Source organism: Salinibacterium sp. NG253 (assembly GCF_015864945.1).
In the GTDB taxonomy this organism is placed as follows: Bacteria; Actinomycetota; Actinomycetes; order Actinomycetales; family Microbacteriaceae; genus Rhodoglobus.
In genome coordinates, this window is sequence record NZ_JADYWF010000001.1 from 1892112 (window position 1) to 1909757 (window position 17646).

A 17646-nucleotide genomic window follows, 5' to 3' on the forward strand; every position below is an offset into this window, starting at 1 on the left:
GTCAATCCTCCAGTGAATCAAAATCAAGCATTGTTGGATCGGTGGTGACTGTCGTCGGCGCGTTTACTGAGGCTGCGACAATCTCGGGCCAAGCGGAAGCTAATTGGTTGAACTCAAGCGCGGGTTTGGTAAGGCCGCGTTTTTCGGAGAGTACGAAAAGTAGGTCCGCGAGAGCCTTGCCTTCAGTCATGTCAAAGCCGCGCTCGATAGCAGCCAGCAGAATACGCCCCGCGTCGTCCAAACCGGACTCTGTAACTGCTTTGGCGAGGTGAAGCACGACCTCCCACAAGGAAATATGGTCGTCCTTGCGGGGGTCATAGCCGGTGGCGAGATCGTCGAGGCCGTGCAGTCTGACCTTGCCCCCACCGTTGTTGACTACGCCGCCGCGGGCGAGCCCGTCGACAGTTGTCGCTTTCGCGGTGGCGAGGGTGTGCGCATCTCCGAATGGACCAGAATCAAAGCCGTACTGCTCATACCACGCCACACACCAGCGGGTGTCGGAGTCGAAGTCCCCCTCCTGCTCTCGCCGAACGGTGTCCAAAACTGTGTTGATCTGCACGAGCGCATCGTGCACCGTCATCGCCGAGCCATCTGACTGAACAATTTTGGCGTACTTCGAGAAGATCGCCATACCTGGGCCGATTGCCGCCTGCGCCATATCGACCGGGGCCACCGTGCCTTGATGAAGCTCGCGAAGGGACTCCGCCAGGGAGGACTTCAATTCGGCAAGGAACCCGCGTCGATCTGTGATGGGTGCGTCCTCCGGGCGGGGGCGCAGAGCAAGGACGATAGAAGACGCGAGCGCGTTTGTGCCAGACGCAACCATCCGGTTTCCCATCTCGGATCTGACTGGCCAAGTGGCAGTGATGGTCCAACCCGCGCGCACCATCGAGCTGAGAATGGTTTCCCAACCTGTTGAAGAGGTGCCGTCTACATTCGAGTCAACCTGCTTAAAAGCGTAGTACACGGTTATTGGGAAATCGGGACTCGCAGATGCTCGCGCTCGATCGAAAACTTCTTCGAATCCGTGCTCGAAGAAATCTTTCGCACCAGCTTTTCCACCATGGCGGTAGGGGTTCGCTACCAACTCCTCCGACTTCGGTACAAGCATCGTTCCTAACAGTGAGGGGTGAATTGGACGCAATGAGCGACGAAGCCACACGTAGAAGAAATCGCTGAGATCTGAATATCCGATATTGTCGTAGTACGGCGGGTCTGTTGAAACCAGAAGGCCTTCGTAACTCCGGCTAGCTGCATCCGCCTGGGTAACGTTGGCGACTGGGGGGCGTGCAGGGACCCTTTCGAGCGCCTTCACCAGATTCCCGAGACTAACCCCGAATGAGCCAGCGGCTTTACCGAACGGGGGTGCTTCGCCGAAGTCCCAGATCATCGGAATCGCTTGTCTGCCAAAGAGATTCCGGATCTGCTCCTTCGTATTCTCCCAGCGCGTGAGCGAATTGGCGATGTCCGTCAGTCGGCTCACACCCATGCCCAGATAGGTGGCAACCGCATCAGCATAGGCAGCGCCTTCGGTGCCTCCTTGTTCGAGACGGGCGCCCCCGGACATCCCGGATGCGAGTGCATCTTGGAATACCTCCTCCCGAGCCTCTCCTACGAGGTCGCTGAAGGTTGTCAACGCAGTCAATTGTCGGTTCGTGAATAGGTCCACCCAATCGAGCATCCCGTACGCTTGAACTCGAAAAGACAGAGCTTTTTCGGGTAGTTTCCCATCGGGGAGCGTTCCTGGCCGACCCAGATTGGCGGCATCGACTTGCGCGATCGTCGGTTCGATAAAGACACGAGTACGTTGACTTTCGGCGACCGTTGCAAGGAGTTGGTTGCCGAATCCAACCACGCGGCTCTGTTCGCGGATATAAGCAAGTGGTACTGCTGCGCCGCATGAAACACAGATCGCTCCGGCGCGACCTACTGTCCCGTCGCCCGTCTTGATCGGCGCACTCGCTAGACCGTGTCCAATCGTGTACACAACTTGCTTACCTGCGACGCTCGGCAACAGATAAGCTTCTTTTCCCTTCTTAGTGCTCAACCACCATGACCTAACAAGCGGCATCTCTATTGCGCAAGCCGGGTTGGGGCAGGTGATGGTGCGCGCCCATATCCATGCGACCACGGTCGCCTTGGAGCCATCGGAAAGTATTGCTTTCGGATATAGATGCCCAATCCGTTGTTCAGCTTTATCGCTAATCCACGCCCCATAGCGACGCACGTCCTCAGCTAGACCGCCAGCTCTTGTCCACTCGTTACGTTGCCCCGCTGCATCCGGAAAAACTGGGGGGCGGTCGGCAAATTTTGGCGGAATCTCGATCAATGCCTTGTCGATCAGTACGGCTACCGGATTCAAGTCGCTCGCATGTGCTTCCAAGCCCAGGCGCTGTGCCTCTAAGGGGATAGTGCCACCGCCGGCGAAGGGGTCGAGAATCGCGGGCGGTTTGCCGTTCGTGCTCTTGAGGATCTCGGCTCGCACCTCGTCGAATAGCGCTTCGTCCCCGAGGTTGTTCCAATCCACCATTCGTTCGATCAGCCTGAAGAGTCGTTGGCGTTCCGTCTGAATCGCCCGCTCGGCGTAGGCGGCGACGTCCTCCTCGCCCTTACGAGCTGCTTCTTCGCGGTACTCGAGCTCCCTGTTGCTCGGGTCATCCACGAGTTGCGCGAAGAGCACGGCTCTGGCCGTCGCGAGCGGTCGCCGAGCCCACCACAAGTGGAGGGTTGAAGGATGGCCGTGACGAATCGATTTCTCACGCGCTGACTGCTTGTTGATCTCCTCGAGGGGGAGTGCTACTTCGATCAGTTTGCGCTTCATTAAGCCAGAGTTTCCTTCGTATAGATAACGTGCCTGCATCGAACCTGGGACTCAGTCCCGGCTCCGGCCATCAACGCCATTCTGGCACTATGCGCCGTCAATAACTTAGAGGCTCTCGCGCGCAGAGCGGATCGCCTGAGACCAAGAGCCGAAGACGTTACGAAGCGAAGCGGCGGCGGGACGTTGATGGCCGGCGGCGGCTTGGCCTCTTCGCCATTCCGCGTAGTGATCCACAGAAGTGCTCATCCCCGCACCGTCGGCCCACTCGACGAAATCGAGGGAAGCGTTGTGGTAATCCTCCGCCGAGTATTTGACAAGTCCTTTAGACCGCCCGTGTTTCGACTTTCGAAGGCCCACACGTTCGAGCGTCTCATTCCACCCACCGAACCTGGCCATCGCCGTCTGACGGGTCGGAGGCCAGAAATGAGTACCTCGCGAAGAGTTGACTTCCCATTCCTCGAGCGTTGCCCTTCGGAGTGTTTCGTACCGAGCGCCCGTCAGTGTGACCTTGGGATTCTCTCCCGCGAATCCTCGCGCCGCGGCAATGACGCCGAGAACTCGTGAACGACTAATCTCGTCTACACCCTGCTCGGCGAGAGCGGCAGCGACATCGTGGATCGTTGCCGCATCTAGCGTAGCCACCGCGAGTGCAGTGTCAGGCGGAATCTGGTAGTCGACGCCAAAGATGAACCACACTGCGGCGACCAGCGAATGGTCCGTAATAAAGTCTTCGCTCCAGTCCTGCCGGAAGACGATCCGCGACGCCCGCAGCACAGAACTCGCCAACACCTCGTCGATACTTGGCTCGATGGTTTTCAGTCGCGCAACGACGCTCCGGAGAGACTCTCCTTTAGAGGCGAGTTCGCGCGCGATCGGCAGATACTCGGCCGTGAAAGCATCGCGCTGAAGCTGGTGAGCCGTTTCTCGGGCCTCAGCAGCTGCCTGGTGCGATTGCTTGGAAGATGGGCCGCCGGCCTTCTTGATTATCTGGCGGACACGCTCGCGCGTCACCCCGTATGACGCGCCGATACTCTCGAGGGTTTCCCCGGCCGCCCGCCGTGCGATGATGTCGCGCTCGCGAGCAACAGTGGCTTCTGTTCGCTGGCTCATCGAAGGCCCAAAGCGGTGGCACGGCACACTTCTTCAAAGATCCTCATACTGTTGCTACCGCATTCTCGAGGAAGCCAATGGCGGACCTGGCCGCTTTGATCAGACAACTTGAAGAGAACCGTACGCTTGATGGTTGAGTCATTTTTCCGCCTTGACCGGCGCACTCCCTACGGTGGAAACGCGGTTACAACACGGTATCGCGACGGTGACAGGGTTGAGGCGGCGAGGATGCCCCCAATGTCAGGGGCATCCCTGTAAGAAATAATCATGTTCAAGAGTTGCGATCATTCAGTACCTGGTTCGTCGCGCGGCCACCTTTTCAACGGGCGGGTGCCCCCCCCGACGAGGCAACGGTTACGAGCACGGCACTAAAGAAGCGCAGGGGAGACATCGTTCGAATCGGAACCATCGGTCGTGGACGTTTTTGTGGGTCGTCTTGGCTGGTCTCGCCGATAGTGTGGCAGTGTGCGCACCAATGCCCGATCGGTGATGCAGGCGGAATGCAGAATGTCGTCACTGATTGCGTGGCTTGATGCGTTGAGCGAAGACCAACGCCGTATGCGCGAGATCGTCAACCTCTTCAGCGACCGTGACAGCCGGGACGAGCTCGGGATCGGGCAGATCCGCGATGTGCTCAGCCACACACTCTTCCCCGGAACCTCCACCCTGCTTACGCGAGCCCGCTACATGCTCCTCATTCCGCGGGCACTCACCGCAGCCGCGAAGCCGGGGAGATTGCACGTTGGGCGGATAAGAACAAACGCAACCTCGTCGCCACCCTCAAAGGAGGTGCCCCGGGCCGGTAAATTTGGGCAATTTTACGGTTGCATCAACTATCCGAAGTGTCGAAACACCATGAAAGAAGCAGAGGCTGCTGGCCACAATGCTGCTCCTGTTTAGGACTCCCGTTATCTGGGCCCAGCGGTGCCGTATTCTTGCGGCTAGTCTCGCTACTCGCGCTGACGGCCGTTCTCTCGCGCTCCACGAGCAAGCGCTTCTTTTGCCAGAATCATCAGATCGTCGCGGACTTCAATGAGCGACGGGACCCGCCGCCGAGCACGTCATGGGGCAGATCAACTATCTACTCAGATCTCGCGAGCTGCGGCGCCGAGAGCATCGCCGCAGGCCATCGCGAGCATCACGCCGGTGGCGCGGTCAGTTTGTGCACTAGAAAGTTTCGTAAGTTCTCCGTGGCTGTTCTTCGCGAAAACGGCAACCCTGCGCCTGCCGCTTTTACTCCGCATCTACACCGCTGGTCGGAATGAACTTCTTTAAGTAGTCGCGGAGTGCGGGATCGCAGACATAGACGTACGTGCCGCGAATTCCACGAGTGAGGAGTACCGCGTAAACATTGCTGATTAGCTGGAGCAGATCGGCATCGGTATAGACCTTGTCGAGCGTTGGATTGTTCTCTTTGCCTTTCTTATCGAAGTAGGAGTCGCGGTCGATGAACAGAGAATCAGTTGCAGGGTTGTACCTCAGGTCATTCCCGATGATGACGCCGGCATAGTTGAGGTCGTATCCCTGAACGGTATGAATCGAGCCGACTTCGTCAACTGAGTTTGGGGAGGCGATCCAATCCACCGCCTTGCTGTTCCAGCGAAGCTGACATCCGTCGATTTCGATGTCATAGGCGGCGGGCTGCTTCTTGGACTTCCACTCCCACGCGTAGCCGGCGGTAAGCCTAGACAAGCCGAACTCGACATCCTTCCTGCGAATTTCATCGTGCATTCGCTCGACACTGTCGAACAGGCGAAAGTCGTAGCCCGCAAACTTTTCAGGAATCAGAGGAGCAGTTTTCGCTTCGATCGATGCGGCCCCGACTAGGTGGCGCACGTAGCCAACGTAATCCGACTCGGCCCGCACCCGCATCTGCGATGCGAGCCTGTAGTGATTACTGGCAGCCTTCGCGTCCTGAACTAAAGCGCGAGTCACCGACAGCGGGAGATCGGCGGGGCGAACACTCTGAGCTTCGTCGATGAGCAGGATCTGATGGCGGCTCTTGGCGCGCAGCCAATCTAACTGCGTCTTAGTTTTGTCGTCAGTTCCAAAGAGAGCTTCGGTGATTTCTTTGAACTTGGTGTTCTGGGGCCCAGAGGCTTGATTAGCCCGCTGGTTCAGGCGGTGGGCTTCGTCGACGATCAAAATGTCGAAGTCCTCGGCGGATTCTCCTACTTCGAACGGAGTCATCACCATGCTCCGAGTCAATCCGGGTGTCTTCGCGAAGACGTTCTGGATGGACTTCCGCAGCGACTGTTGCGGTACGACTATTCCGAGCCGCAGCCCTTCGAGGATCTGAGGGTAGCCGGATGCGAAGAACTCGGAGAACATCGAATCTTGGTCGATGTCGTTGTGCGGTTCGGAGTGCGCGATGTCAACGAGTAGCTTCATGAGGTAGATCGCGATTACCGTCTTCCCCGTGCCGGGGTCGCCTTGGATCACAATCGTGCTTAGTTTGCTCTTCTCGAGGTTCTCGAATAAACCCTCGACGATATCTTCAACGGCGATTGCTTGATCAGGGCTGAGAGACTTAAAGGGCGACAGCTTGAAGAGATCGCTGTTCTCGATCTCCGGGATTGTGCGCGTGAACACTCCATCGGACCGTAGTTCCTCGAAGACTTCCCGGAACGACGTCTGATAACGCTCACGGTCGTAATAGTCGGAATCGGTTATGCCGTCGTTCCGGTTCAGCACACGATATGTTCCGTCCCCGGCAAGCAGACGGATGAGGTAGGACTCTAGATCTAGACAGGCTGACTTATTGAATGTGCTGTCGATCACCACACGCACAGTTTTGAGGTGACTCTTGCTGCTCGAGTCGAGGTGCTGCAGCATTCTTCCGGCTGCATTGCGCGACTCGCCCACATAAACGTCGCTGAGACGCGACCGTTTACCTGCTGCTGTTTTTTCTGCGTCGTCCAGAACATAGACCACCGGCCAGTTGGTATTTCGCGCACTTAGCTGCGCCCAGACCCCGATGTCTTGCTTCTTGAACGCGACCCGCTCAATCTCAAAGTCGGTCATATTTTGTGCTCGTACCTTGGACTTTCTCGACAGGGTATTTTTCCCGTGAAACGGCAAGTTTGTCTCGAATAATTTGATCGGGGGTCAAGCCCATACGATCAGCAAGCATGAAGCAGTAGGTCAGGACGTCGGCGAGTTCTTCTTGAACTCGCGCTGGGTCCGCCTGTGAGTTCCACTGAAAACACTCGAGCAGCTCGCCCGCTTCGATTGAGACGCTTTTGGCCAGATTCTCGGGTGAGTGAAATTGTCCCCAATCGCGCTCCGCCACGAAGGCCCTGATCTCGTCTCGGAGAGAAGGTTCATCCATATCGCCAACCTAGCAGCGTTCCCCGCTCGCATGGCCGGGGCGTCGTCTTAGACGAACGAACCGCCCTCAACCAACGAGATGAACCGACTCAACGTCGCGACCCCTTCTGCGGACTGCGGCAGCGAGTCGAGCAGTGCTGGCGAGTACACGAGATACGCGGCCCACTGGGCGCGCGAGATGGAGACGTTGAGGCGGTTGCGGGAGAGGAGGAAGTCGAGGCCCCGGGGCACATCGTCGGCGCTGGAGGCAGCGAGGCTGACGATCGAGATCACAGCTTCTCGGCCCTGGAACTTGTCTACCGTGCCGACGACGACTCGGGTATAGCCGGCAGCATCGAGACGGCCACGGATCAGTTCCACCTGCGCGTTGTATGGCGTCACCACAATGATGCCGTCCTCAGCGAGCGGCTTCGCCTTGCCGCCGGCTTCGGAAGTCCACAGTGCTCCGAGATGCTCTCGCACCAGCTCAACCACGCGGTCAGCTTCTTCGGCAGAGAACGTGGAGTTGTCGACGTGAGTGGTCGGAACCGAGTGCAGGCCGGGGGCGAAGCCCTCGAGCATCCGCCCCTCGGTTGATGCGTGCGACCGCAGTAGTCCGTCGTAGGAGAGCAGCGAGACGGGGCGCGTGACGGCCTCATCCATGCGGCGGCTCTCTTCGAGGAAGTAGCCGAAGTCATCCGGCAGCACCGCCAGCTCGCCGATCACGTGACCAAGCGCCGAACCATCTACCGGCGCCGGGTGGATGCCCTGGCTCACCTGCGGGAGCTGCTGCGGGTCGCCGAGCAGCAGAATGCGTTTCGCGCTCGCAGCGACGCCGATCGTGTTCGCGAGAGAGAACTGCCCGGCCTCATCGATGACCAGCAGATCGAGCTGGTTGGCCTGCATCCGCTTGCGATTGGTCATGTCCCAGGCCGTGCCGCCGATCACGTAGCCCTCCGAGTCGTGCTCGCGCGCAAAGCCCGCGTGGCCATTCGCCGGCAACTCACTGAACGGGCCATCGGCGTAATAGCCAACGCCGAACTCTCCCGGCACCGCCTTCGCGACAAGGTCCCGGTCGAGGCTCGCGTCAAGCACGACAGCATCGAGAACGTTCTCGACCACCTTGTGCGACTGCGCCGTGATGCCGACCTTCCAGTGATGCTTCTCGACCAGCTCTTGAATGACATGAGCAGCGAGATATGTCTTGCCGGTGCCGGGTGGGCCCTGCACCGCGAGGTAGCCACTCTCGCGCGACAGCAGGGAGGCGATGACAGCGCGCACGCCATCATCCGCGCTCGTCATGGGTTCAAGCGCACTGACCTCGGCGGGAGCCTTGCGCAGCAGCAGGTCAGACATTGCGTCGTCCGGCCATTCGGGAGCGGCCGCCACGACGGTCTCACCCCACGCTTCGATCGCGGCAACGATGCTGTCGGCGCGGGGTGGCGGGCCTGGCGTGAGGTGCGTGGGGATTTCATCCCACGCCGGAATGTCGTCGGGCCGCGATTCGATGACGAAAATGCCGCCCTCATCCTCGGCGGGGTCAGCGAAACGAACCCCGCGGGCGAGGCGCGCGCCGGCGCGATGGCCCGGCGGAAGATACGGCAGCGGGTCGCCGTAGATGAGAAAAACGTCGCCGCCCGGGCGCGGGGCACTGCTGCCCGGCGCCCACTGACCGCGCAGGTAGAGGTGCCGACGCTCGGTGCGCTGGCGCCCCTCCTTGTGCCAATCGCGATCGAGCTGGGCGCCATCGACGACGAAAATCCCACGAGTGTCTTCCCACAACTCCGACGGTTGCTCGAGGCGGTCGTAGTGCTCCCACCAAAAACTCTTGACCTCGCGCCGGTGGTAATCGATCGCTGCTGCGGCCATGCGATACGCACTAGCGGTCGGATGATCGTCCGCTCGTTCAGCGTCATCGCCGAGAGCTTGCAACGCAACATCGAGCGCGCTGGGTTCGAAGACCTTGCCCTCGAATTCTTCCTCGACCGGCTCCACCGTCACGCCTTGGACTTCGGGCCGCGCCCGCAGCCAATCGCGCAGCTTGAGCGTCGAAACGCAGTCGTACTCGTTGTAGCGGGCAATATCCTCACGGATCTCGTTCGCCCGCTGCAGGTCGCCATTCGCGGCCGCGACACTGGAGTCGACATACTCACCGATGGAGTCGGCAGCGTTGGTCACGCCGGCGCGTTCGGCCTCGCCCATGTAGAGCGGCTCAAGTTTCTTGATCGAATACGACGGCGTTCCGATGCGCAGCGCACCCCGCACGATCGGGTACAGGTCGACGAGCACGCCATCACGCAGCAACTGGTCGACGACATCCTCACCTTCACCGTGCCGGGCGGCGATGCTCAGCAGGTGCGTCTTTTCGTAGCTGGCGTAGTGATAAATGTGGAGGCCCGGATGCTGCTGCCGCCGCTTCGTGACGAAGTCCAGGAACGCCCGCAGCGCGATCCGTTCCTCGGCATGGGAGTGCGCCCACAGACAGTCGAACTCGCCCGCGGCATCGACCCAGCCGAAGAGGTAGTCAAGGCCCCAGCGTGGCACCCCGCCGATTCCCGGCTCGGAATACATCGGGTCGCCCTCGAAGTCGAAGAAGAGGTCGCCGGCGTTGGGCGCGGGCAGGTTCGCGATCGGCCGCGGGTCAACGACAACGACGGGTGGGATGGCGTGGGTGTCGGCCGGATCGACCGTGTGCTGCAGCTTGGCCTGCAGGTGAAGTTTGGCAAAGCTGGCTTTCGGGATGGCCAGTTCTTCGGGACGCTCCGACGTTTCAGCCAGATCGGTGAGGGTACGGATGCCCGCCGCCAGAAACTTCGTGCGCTGCCCGGCGCGCAGCCCTGCCACCGTAAACAGGTCGTCGGCGTTCTTGGCGGGTTCCGTGCAGAACTTGCAGCGGCCATCCCGCGCATACCGCTCATCGTGCCAATCGACCGGCTTACCTTCGGCGCGATGTTCGGCGATGATCGCGTGCATACGGGCCCGACGGCGGCGAAAGACGGGGGCGATGTCGGCCACCGCAGCGAGCTCGGAGGCATCATTGCCGAGGATGAGCTCGACGGTGCCGTCTGCCGGAACGCCGAGCTTCTGAAGTTGCTCGTGATACGCCGCCAGTTGCAGCAGCGCGGTGACCCGCACGTGGCGCGAGAGCTTCGAGTCAACCACCCGATAGCTGCCGTCGGGCTGCTTGACCAGAAAGTCGGCGTAGCCGATGAAGGGTGACTCGGGGTCGTCCTCGTCAAAGAACACCCCCTGAAAAATGACGGGGGCACCGGCGAGCAGAGCGTCACGGGTGCGCGCGGCGTAGTCACGCAAAACAGCGGCATCCCGCCCCGGAGGTTTATCGAACTCGACCATCGCATCACCGAACTCGGCGCGATAGCGATCCCGCAGCCGGGCCTCATGAACGTTTCCCAGCTCTGCCGCCCGCTCCAGCATCGCATCGTCAGCGGGCAGCGGATCAGTAGAAAACCCCAACCGCTTGTCGAGCACGCGCAGAAACCCGAACTCGCAGTTCGACGCTTGGGTCAGATCGCTGGCGCTCGTCACGAGAGCGGTGTCGGTGAGTAGGTACATGTCTCGATCAGAATATGGCCGGGGAGCGACATCGTCGTTGACCCGTGCCGCTACCGCGCACATCGGTCACGCAGGAACGCAGATCGAGCGTGCAGATCGACCAGTCACTTCGACTAGTCACTTCGACGAACATTTCACGCGCCCGACCCCACCGAAACGCCAGACCACGCCCTAGGCTTGAACTATGACGGGAATCACCACCCCACGGTCGAAGCACTTTTCTGCGCTCGCCCCGGAGCGTGAGCCCCAACTGGCGTTCCCTCCGCGCGGTAGCTCGATGATCGGCCCCGTCGACGCCCCCGGTCTGCATGTGATGAGCTACAACATCCGGCGGCGCCTGCCGAAGCTTTTGCCGCGCAATCCTGACCAGTGGCGGCACCGTCAGCCGTTAATGCGACGCCTTCTCCTTGCCGAACAACCGGCGCTGGTCGGCGTGCAAGAGGCCCTCTTCACTCAGGCGCGGTTTGTGCGCCAGTCGTTGGGGGAGCACTACCGTTCGCTCGGTCATGGTCGCGAGAGGAACACGGGTGGCGAAGGCTGCCCCATTTTTTACGACTCCACTCGTCTGGAGGTGGTCGAGTGGCGGCAGTCGGCGCTCTCCGATACTCCGAATGTTCCGGGATCGGTCTCGTGGGGCAATCGCACGCCTCGCGTTGTGGTGGAAGCGATCTTCCGCGACCTCGCCACCGGCATCCACTTTCAGGCTGTGAACACGCACCTCGACCACCGGTCTCGCACGTCTCGCCTTCACTCCGCCGACGCGTTGAGAAACATCGTGCAGGCGACACCGCACCCCAGCATCCTGACCGGCGATTTCAACACGGATGCTGACACTCACCCTTATAGCCAGCTCACCGGTAATGGACTGGTCGTAGACACGTGGAACACCGCCGAGGAGCGTCTCACCCAGGTGTGGGGCACGTTCCCCAACTACGGCCCGCCGAAGCACAATCGCAAGCGGATTGACTGGGTTCTTGCAACGCCCGATGTGACTGTGATGGAGGCAGGCATCAACGTCACGCGGTATGCGGGCGGCTGGCCGTCGGATCACACGCCCGTGCAGGCTGTTGTGCGTTTTGCCGGGGCAAAATAGCTCCACTCGCTAGAGCATCCCTACAAACGATTCACGGAGTCGATCACGATTCACCTAATCTGGGCGAGTGAATCTGATCTTCCGCACCATCTTGCACCGCATCCTCAGCACGCGACGATCGGCCCTCGGCATCACCGATGTGGGCAGCATGACGATGAAGGTTCTGCCGACCGATGTTGACCTGCTGCGCCACATGAATAATGGCCGCTACTTCTCCATCATGGATATCGGTCGCATGGATCTGTTGATCCGCGCCGGAGGTTGGCAGAAGCTTAGGGCCAAAGGGTTTTACCCGGTGATGGCCAACGAGACGATCAGCTTTCGCAAGTCGCTCGATCTGTGGAAGAAGTTCCAGCTCGAATCACGCGTTGTCGGCTACGACGACAAGGCTGTCTTTGTCGAGCAACGTTTTGTGGTCGACGGCCAGATTTACGCCCAGGCGATGACCCGCGCCCGCTTCCTGCGGAGCTCTGGCGGCACCGTGAGCGTTGCCGAACTTCTCGAAACCATTGGCTGGGATGACGAACAACCCGTCATGCCCGACTGGGTCCAAGAATGGGCTGATCATGTTGCGCTGCCCGTCAGTCGCGCCGATGCGCCCAGCACCTGGGAGTAAGCGCCTCCAGTTTTCACCGACAACCCCCGCATCTCGCCCGTACTCCGGCGACACCGCGGGGGTTGTCGGGCGTTAAGCGGCATCCGATCGCAGCAAGCGTTTGCAGTGATTTGTATGACTTTCAGCTGTGTGAGAGCGCTCTCTTGACAATCGAGAGAGCGCTCTCATAAGATCAGTCTGCAATCGTGAGAGCGCTCTCATTCCTGATGGGGGTCTCTTTCGGACACCAATAACCCTCATTCACAAGGAAGTGACCGTGAAATCTCAACGACGCACCAAGATGGTTGCAGCCGTCGCCGGCGCAGCATCTCTCGCTCTTCTCGCCACCGGTTGTTCAGCAACTGACGGTGGAGACAGCGATGGCCCCATCACCCTCACCGTGACCACCTTCGGCACGATGGGACTCGACGGACTGTACGCAGCGTACGAAGCCGAGAACCCCAACATCACCATCAAGGCAACCAACATCGACACCGGTGGAAACGCGTTGACCGACTGGAAGACCAAGCAGGCAGCAGGCGCCGGTCTCGCCGACGTTCAGGCCGTTGAAGAAGGATGGCTCGGCCAGGTCATGCAAGTCTCCGACACGTTCGTTGACCTCAGCGAATACGGCGCAGACGACATCAAGGACCGCTGGGTCGACTGGAAGCTCGCTCAGGGCACCGACGCCGACGGCCGCATCATCGGTTACGGAACCGACATCGGCCCCGAGGGCCTCTGCTACAACGGCGCCCTTCTCGAAGAAGCCGGCATGCCGTCTGACCGCGACGCCGTAGCCGAACTCTTCGGTGGCGACAGTGCAACCTGGGAAGACTTCTTCCAGGTCGGCAAGGACTACAACGCCGCAACCGGCGCAGCCTTCTACGACCACTCCGGCTTCGTCTGGAACGCCATGGTCAACCAGCTTGACGAGGGCTACTACACCGCAGACGGTGAGATCGACATCGAAGGCAACGCCGACCTCAAGTCGCAGTGGGACCTCCTCGCCGACGGTGCAGCATCCGGCCTCTCGGCTGAGCAGAGCGCGTGGGACTGGGGCGGGGGAAAGGCCTTCACTGATGGCTCTTTCGCTACGTTCATGTGCCCCGGCTGGATGCTCGGTGTTGTCAAGGGACAGGTTGAAGCAGCAGGCGGAGACGCCAGCACTGGCTGGGACTTCGCAGACGTCTTCCCCGGTGGAGCAGCAAACTGGGGCGGCGCATTCTTGACCGTTCCGACCCAGTCGGAGCACCCGGAAGAGGCAGCAAAGCTCGCCGCTTACCTCACCTCGGCTGAGTCCGAAGTTGCTGCCTTCCAGGCTGCAGGAACCTTCCCCAGCGTGATCGAAGCTCAGACGGATGACGGAGTAACCGGCACCAGCGAGCTCAGCACCTTCTTCAACGATGCTCCCATCGGCACGATCCTCGGATCGCGTGCAGAAGGCGTGACCTCGCAGTTCAAGGGCCCGAACGACTCAGTTATCCAGGAGCAGGTCTTCGGCCCCGCTACCAAGGAACTCGACTCGGGTGTTGACGGTGACACCGCGTGGAACAACGCGCTTGAGGTTCTGAAGAACCTCGACCTCAACTAGTCCACAGCAGCAATCGAGGCCCCCGGTCATCCCCTGGCCGGGGGCCTCACTTCTTGAAAGCGATATCTCATGACGACGATGACGAGCCCGCCCCGACCTGATGAAGGGGAGGCGAAGAAGCGCTCCGAGCGCAACGCGACACAGCTCACCCGGCGGCAGCGTCTGAGTCGCCTCGACGTGAAAGCGTCCCCCTACCTCTACATCGCCCCCTTCTTTGTGCTCTTCGCACTCATCGGGCTCTTCCCTCTCGTCTACACGTTCGTGGTCTCGCTCAACGACTGGGACATCCTGAGCGGTGCCGGTGAATGGATCGGCTTCGACAACTATGTCGCCGAGCTCAACGACCCCTACTTCTGGAACTCGCTCTTCAACACCATGAGCATCTTCCTGCTCAGTGCGATTCCGCAGCTTGTCGCCGCCGTCTTCATTGCGGCCCTTCTCGACCAAAACCTGCGCGCCAAGACGTTCTGGCGCATGAGCATCCTGATCCCGTACATCGTGACCCCGGTCGCAGTCGCCATCATCTTCTCGAGTGCGTTCGGCGAAAAGTATGGGCTCATCAACAACATCCTCACCTCGTTCAACATTGAGCCCGTGATGTGGAAGAGCGAAGTCTTCGCAAGCCACTTCGCGATTGCAACGATGGTCAACTGGCGCTGGACCGGCTACAACGCGCTCATCCTGCTCGCCGCGATGCAGGCAGTTCCCCGCGACATCTACGAATCGGCATCCCTGGACGGAGCGGGCGCCGTGCGTCGCTTCTTCTCGATGACGCTGCCGAGCATCCGGCCAACCATGATCTTCGTGATCATCACCGCCACGATCGGTGGCCTGCAGATCTTCACCGAACCGAAGCTCTTCAACCCCACCAGCGCGAACCTCGGCGGCGCTCATCGCGAGTACCAAACCACCGTGCTGTACCTGTGGGATATGGCCTTCAACCGCGGTGACTTCGGCAAGGCCTCGGCCATCGCGTGGCTGCTCTTCATCATCATCGTCGGCATTGGACTGCTGAACTTCATGATCTCGCGCAAGATTGCCTCCACCGAAGTGAAGGTCATCTCCAAGCGTCGAGCGAAGAAACTTGCGCGCTACCGTGCCACCACCGCGGCCAACCCCACCGGCGTGCCAGCGGCATCCGTCGTAGACGAGGAGAAGAGCTCATGAGCACCACGAGCCCCACACGAACCCCCGATCGCGCCGCCGACAAGAAGGCCCTAGCCGACGAGAAGCGCCGTGGTCGCGGCCGCGCCCGTGGACTCGCCGAACGCCCCGGCTTCTTGATCTATGGCCTGCTGATGGCCCTGTTCCTCGGCGGTTCGTACCCGCTGTGGTGGTCGTACGTTGTTGGCTCAAGTGACAACACGGCCATCACCGCCACCTGGCCGCCGCTGCTGCCCGGCGGTCGCTTCTGGATCAACGTTGGCGAAGTGCTCTCCACCGTTCCGTTCTGGCAGTCGCTGCTGAACAGCATCATCGTCTCGACGATCATCACGACCTCGGTAATCTTCTTCTCGACTCTGGCCGGCTATGCGTTCGCGAAGCTGCGCTTCAAGGGCCGCGAAGGGCTCATGATCTTCGTGATCGCGACGCTCGCGGTGCCAACCCAACTCGGCATCATCCCGCAGTTCATGCTCATGAAAGAACTCGGCTGGACGGGCACCCTCGGCGCCGTTGTCGTGCCAACGCTCGTGACAGCATTCGGGGTGTTCTTCATGCGCCAGTATTTAGTGGATGTCATTCCTGACGAACTCATCGAAGCGGCCCGTGTCGATGGGGCCAATATGTTCCGCACCTTCTGGAACGTCGGAATCCCCGCGGCCCGCCCCGCGATGGCGATCCTCGGACTCTTCACTTTCATGACCGCGTGGACCGATTACTTGTGGCCGCTGTTGGTTGCACCACAAAATCCGACCCTGCAGGTTGCGCTGAGCCAACTGCAGAGCGCAAAATACGTGGACTACTCGGTCGTGCTTTCGGGAGCGGTGCTCGCCACCTTGCCGCTGCTCATCATCTTCATTCTCGCCGGACGGCAACTCGTCTCGGGCATCATGGCAGGAGCAGTAAAAGGCTAATGAACACTCTCACCACCACCTGGCCGAAAGGCTTCCTCTGGGGATCCGCCACCGCGGCTGCCCAGATCGAGGGAGCAGCTCACGAAGGCGGCAAAGAGGATTCCATTTGGGATCACTATGCCCGCCAGCCGCTCGCCGTCGCCAACGGAGACACCCCCGAAATTGCGGTCGACCACTACTACCGCATGAACGATGACGTGCAGTTGATGAAGAAGCTGGGGCTCGATTCCTACCGCTTCTCCACCAGCTGGGCCCGTGTTGTTCCCGGCGACCGCGAGCCCAACGCCGAGGGCCTCGACTTCTACAGTCGTCTTGTTGACTCGCTGCTGGAGGCCGGCATCTTGCCGTGGCTCACGCTCTACCACTGGGACCTGCCGCAGGCGCTTCAGGAGAAGGGCGGATGGGCCAACCGCGAAACCGCGTACCGTTTCGCTGACTATGCCGAAGCTGTCTACACCGCGCTCGGCGATCGCGTCAGCCACTGGACTACCTTCAACGAGCCGCTCTGCTCCTCGCTGATTGGCTACATCGCGGGGGAGCACGCTCCCGGTCTCACTGACCCGAATCAGGGCCTTGCCGCGTTGCACCACCAGCACTTGGCTCACGGTTTGGCCGCGGAGCGACTGCGTTCGCTTGCTGCCGCGAAGGGCCGCGAGATCGAGCTCGGCATCACGCTGAACCTCACCAACGCCGTGCCCAACGATCCGAACGATCCCGTTGACCTCGACGCGGCTCGTCGCATCGACGGCATCTGGAACCGCATGTTCTTAGAGCCGCTCGTGCTTGGCGCCTACCCGGCTGACGTGCTCGAAGACATGCGCGACTACAACTTCGAGCAGTATGTGCAGGAGGGCGACCTTGAGATCATCTCCGCCCCCATCGATTTCTTGGGAGTGAATCACTACCACGACGACAACGTGAGCGGGCATCCCGCTCCCGCCGATGCAGCACCCGGACTTCGGCCCACCACAAAGCCCGGTCGCTCCATGTTTGTCGGCAGCGAGTTCGTGACGATGCCCCCTCGCGACCTTCCGCGCACGGCCATGGACTGGGAGGTCAACCCGAGCGGTTTGCAGCACCTCCTTGTGCGCTTGGGCAAGGAGTACCCCACATTGCCGCCGCTGTATGTCACCGAAAACGGTGCCTCCTACGACGACACTCGTGAGGGCGACACGATCGACGACCCGCAGCGTGCCAGCTACGTTGCGCAACACATCCAGGCTGTGGCGGATGCCATTGCCGACGGTGCTGATGTGCGCGGCTACTTCGTGTGGTCGCTCCTCGACAACTTCGAATGGGCGTGGGGCTACAACAAACGTTTCGGCATTGTTTACGTCGATTACGACACCCAGGAGCGCATCCCGAAACGCAGCGCCACGGAATACGCAGCCCACATCGCTGCCACGAAGAAGGCCTCCTGATCGTTAGGGTTAGGCAGGACCTTCTAGGAGAGAGCGAGCTCGTGGCGGAGAAACTGCG

The 17646-nt window shown here is 60.6% G+C and carries 12 protein-coding genes; 7 read left to right on the forward strand and 5 right to left on the reverse strand.

The annotated features are described in order from the left end of the window. Position 1: 1 nt before the first annotated feature. Together I6E52_RS09090 and I6E52_RS09095 are read right to left on the reverse strand one after the other, a co-directional pair. A complete protein-coding gene (locus I6E52_RS09090) occupies positions 2-2821 on the reverse strand; it encodes a DUF1156 domain-containing protein (protein WP_231601806.1) in 2820 nt (939 codons plus the stop codon). Between the two features lie 105 nt (positions 2822-2926). After that, complete coding sequence (locus tag I6E52_RS09095) at positions 2927-3931, reverse strand: sigma factor-like helix-turn-helix DNA-binding protein (protein WP_197156511.1); 1005 nt, start codon at positions 3929-3931, stop codon at positions 2927-2929. Between the two features lie 558 nt (positions 3932-4489). Here I6E52_RS09095 and I6E52_RS14630 point away from each other — a divergent pair. Continuing rightward, the gene (locus I6E52_RS14630) at positions 4490-4831 is read left to right on the forward strand and encodes a DUF6361 family protein (protein WP_374059104.1); all 342 of its coding nucleotides are present in this window, start codon (positions 4490-4492) and stop codon (positions 4829-4831) included. 333 nt (positions 4832-5164) lie between these two features. On the opposite strand, the gene I6E52_RS09105 is transcribed toward I6E52_RS14630, so the two are convergent. From I6E52_RS09105 to I6E52_RS09115, 3 genes are read right to left on the reverse strand one after another with little or no spacing between them, the layout of a single operon-like run. Next, positions 5165-7012: a DNA/RNA helicase domain-containing protein gene (locus I6E52_RS09105; RefSeq protein WP_307842467.1), complete on the reverse strand. Its 1848-nt coding sequence runs from the start codon at positions 7010-7012 to the stop codon at positions 5165-5167. Further along, complete coding sequence (locus tag I6E52_RS09110) at positions 6942-7262, reverse strand: nucleotide pyrophosphohydrolase (protein ID WP_197156515.1); 321 nt, start codon at positions 7260-7262, stop codon at positions 6942-6944. The genes I6E52_RS09105 and I6E52_RS09110 overlap by 71 nt, the downstream gene beginning before the upstream one ends. 47 nt (positions 7263-7309) lie before the next feature. Next, positions 7310-10813, reverse strand: a complete 3504-nt coding sequence (locus tag I6E52_RS09115; protein ID WP_197156517.1) for a bifunctional RecB family nuclease/DEAD/DEAH box helicase — start codon at positions 10811-10813, stop codon at positions 7310-7312. 184 nt (positions 10814-10997) lie between these two features. Between I6E52_RS09115 and I6E52_RS09120 the strand changes: the two genes are divergently transcribed. From I6E52_RS09120 to I6E52_RS09145, 6 genes are all read left to right on the forward strand, one after another. Next, a complete protein-coding gene (locus I6E52_RS09120; protein ID WP_197106960.1) occupies positions 10998-11906 on the forward strand; it encodes an endonuclease/exonuclease/phosphatase family protein in 909 nt (302 codons plus the stop codon). Positions 11907-11973: 67 nt separating this feature from the next. Further along, a complete protein-coding gene (locus tag I6E52_RS09125; RefSeq protein WP_197106961.1) occupies positions 11974-12522 on the forward strand; it encodes a thioesterase family protein in 549 nt (182 codons plus the stop codon). A gap of 256 nt (positions 12523-12778) precedes the next feature. After that, complete coding sequence (locus I6E52_RS09130; RefSeq protein ID WP_197156519.1) at positions 12779-14092, forward strand: extracellular solute-binding protein; 1314 nt, start codon at positions 12779-12781, stop codon at positions 14090-14092. A 69-nt stretch (positions 14093-14161) separates the two neighbouring features. Continuing rightward, the gene (locus tag I6E52_RS09135) at positions 14162-15259 is read left to right on the forward strand and encodes a carbohydrate ABC transporter permease (RefSeq protein ID WP_197156521.1); all 1098 of its coding nucleotides are present in this window, start codon (positions 14162-14164) and stop codon (positions 15257-15259) included. Continuing rightward, a complete protein-coding gene (locus tag I6E52_RS09140) occupies positions 15256-16167 on the forward strand; it encodes a carbohydrate ABC transporter permease (protein WP_197156523.1) in 912 nt (303 codons plus the stop codon). Before I6E52_RS09135 ends, I6E52_RS09140 begins: the two co-directional genes overlap by 4 nt. Then, a complete protein-coding gene (locus I6E52_RS09145; protein ID WP_197106965.1) occupies positions 16167-17588 on the forward strand; it encodes a GH1 family beta-glucosidase in 1422 nt (473 codons plus the stop codon). Before I6E52_RS09140 ends, I6E52_RS09145 begins: the two co-directional genes overlap by 1 nt. Positions 17589-17646: the final 58 nt, after the last annotated feature.

Excerpts from the sequence above, each read along its gene's own strand:
- I6E52_RS09095 (WP_197156511.1), bottom strand. The coding sequence starts at position 3,931 with ATGAGCCAGCGAACAGAAGCCACTGTTGCTCGCGAGCGCGACATCATC.
- I6E52_RS09110 (WP_197156515.1), bottom strand. The coding sequence starts at position 7,262 with ATGGATGAACCTTCTCTCCGAGACGAGATCAGGGCCTTCGTGGCGGAG.
- I6E52_RS09135 (WP_197156521.1), top strand. The coding sequence starts at position 14,162 with ATGACGACGATGACGAGCCCGCCCCGACCTGATGAAGGGGAGGCGAAG.
- I6E52_RS09145 (WP_197106965.1), top strand. The coding sequence starts at position 16,167 with ATGAACACTCTCACCACCACCTGGCCGAAAGGCTTCCTCTGGGGATCC.
- I6E52_RS09140 (WP_197156523.1), top strand. The coding sequence starts at position 15,256 with ATGAGCACCACGAGCCCCACACGAACCCCCGATCGCGCCGCCGACAAG.
- I6E52_RS09090 (WP_231601806.1), bottom strand. The coding sequence starts at position 2,821 with ATGAAGCGCAAACTGATCGAAGTAGCACTCCCCCTCGAGGAGATCAAC.
- I6E52_RS14630 (WP_374059104.1), top strand. The coding sequence starts at position 4,490 with ATGCGCGAGATCGTCAACCTCTTCAGCGACCGTGACAGCCGGGACGAG.
- I6E52_RS09120 (WP_197106960.1), top strand. The coding sequence starts at position 10,998 with ATGACGGGAATCACCACCCCACGGTCGAAGCACTTTTCTGCGCTCGCC.
- I6E52_RS09115 (WP_197156517.1), bottom strand. The coding sequence starts at position 10,813 with ATGTACCTACTCACCGACACCGCTCTCGTGACGAGCGCCAGCGATCTG.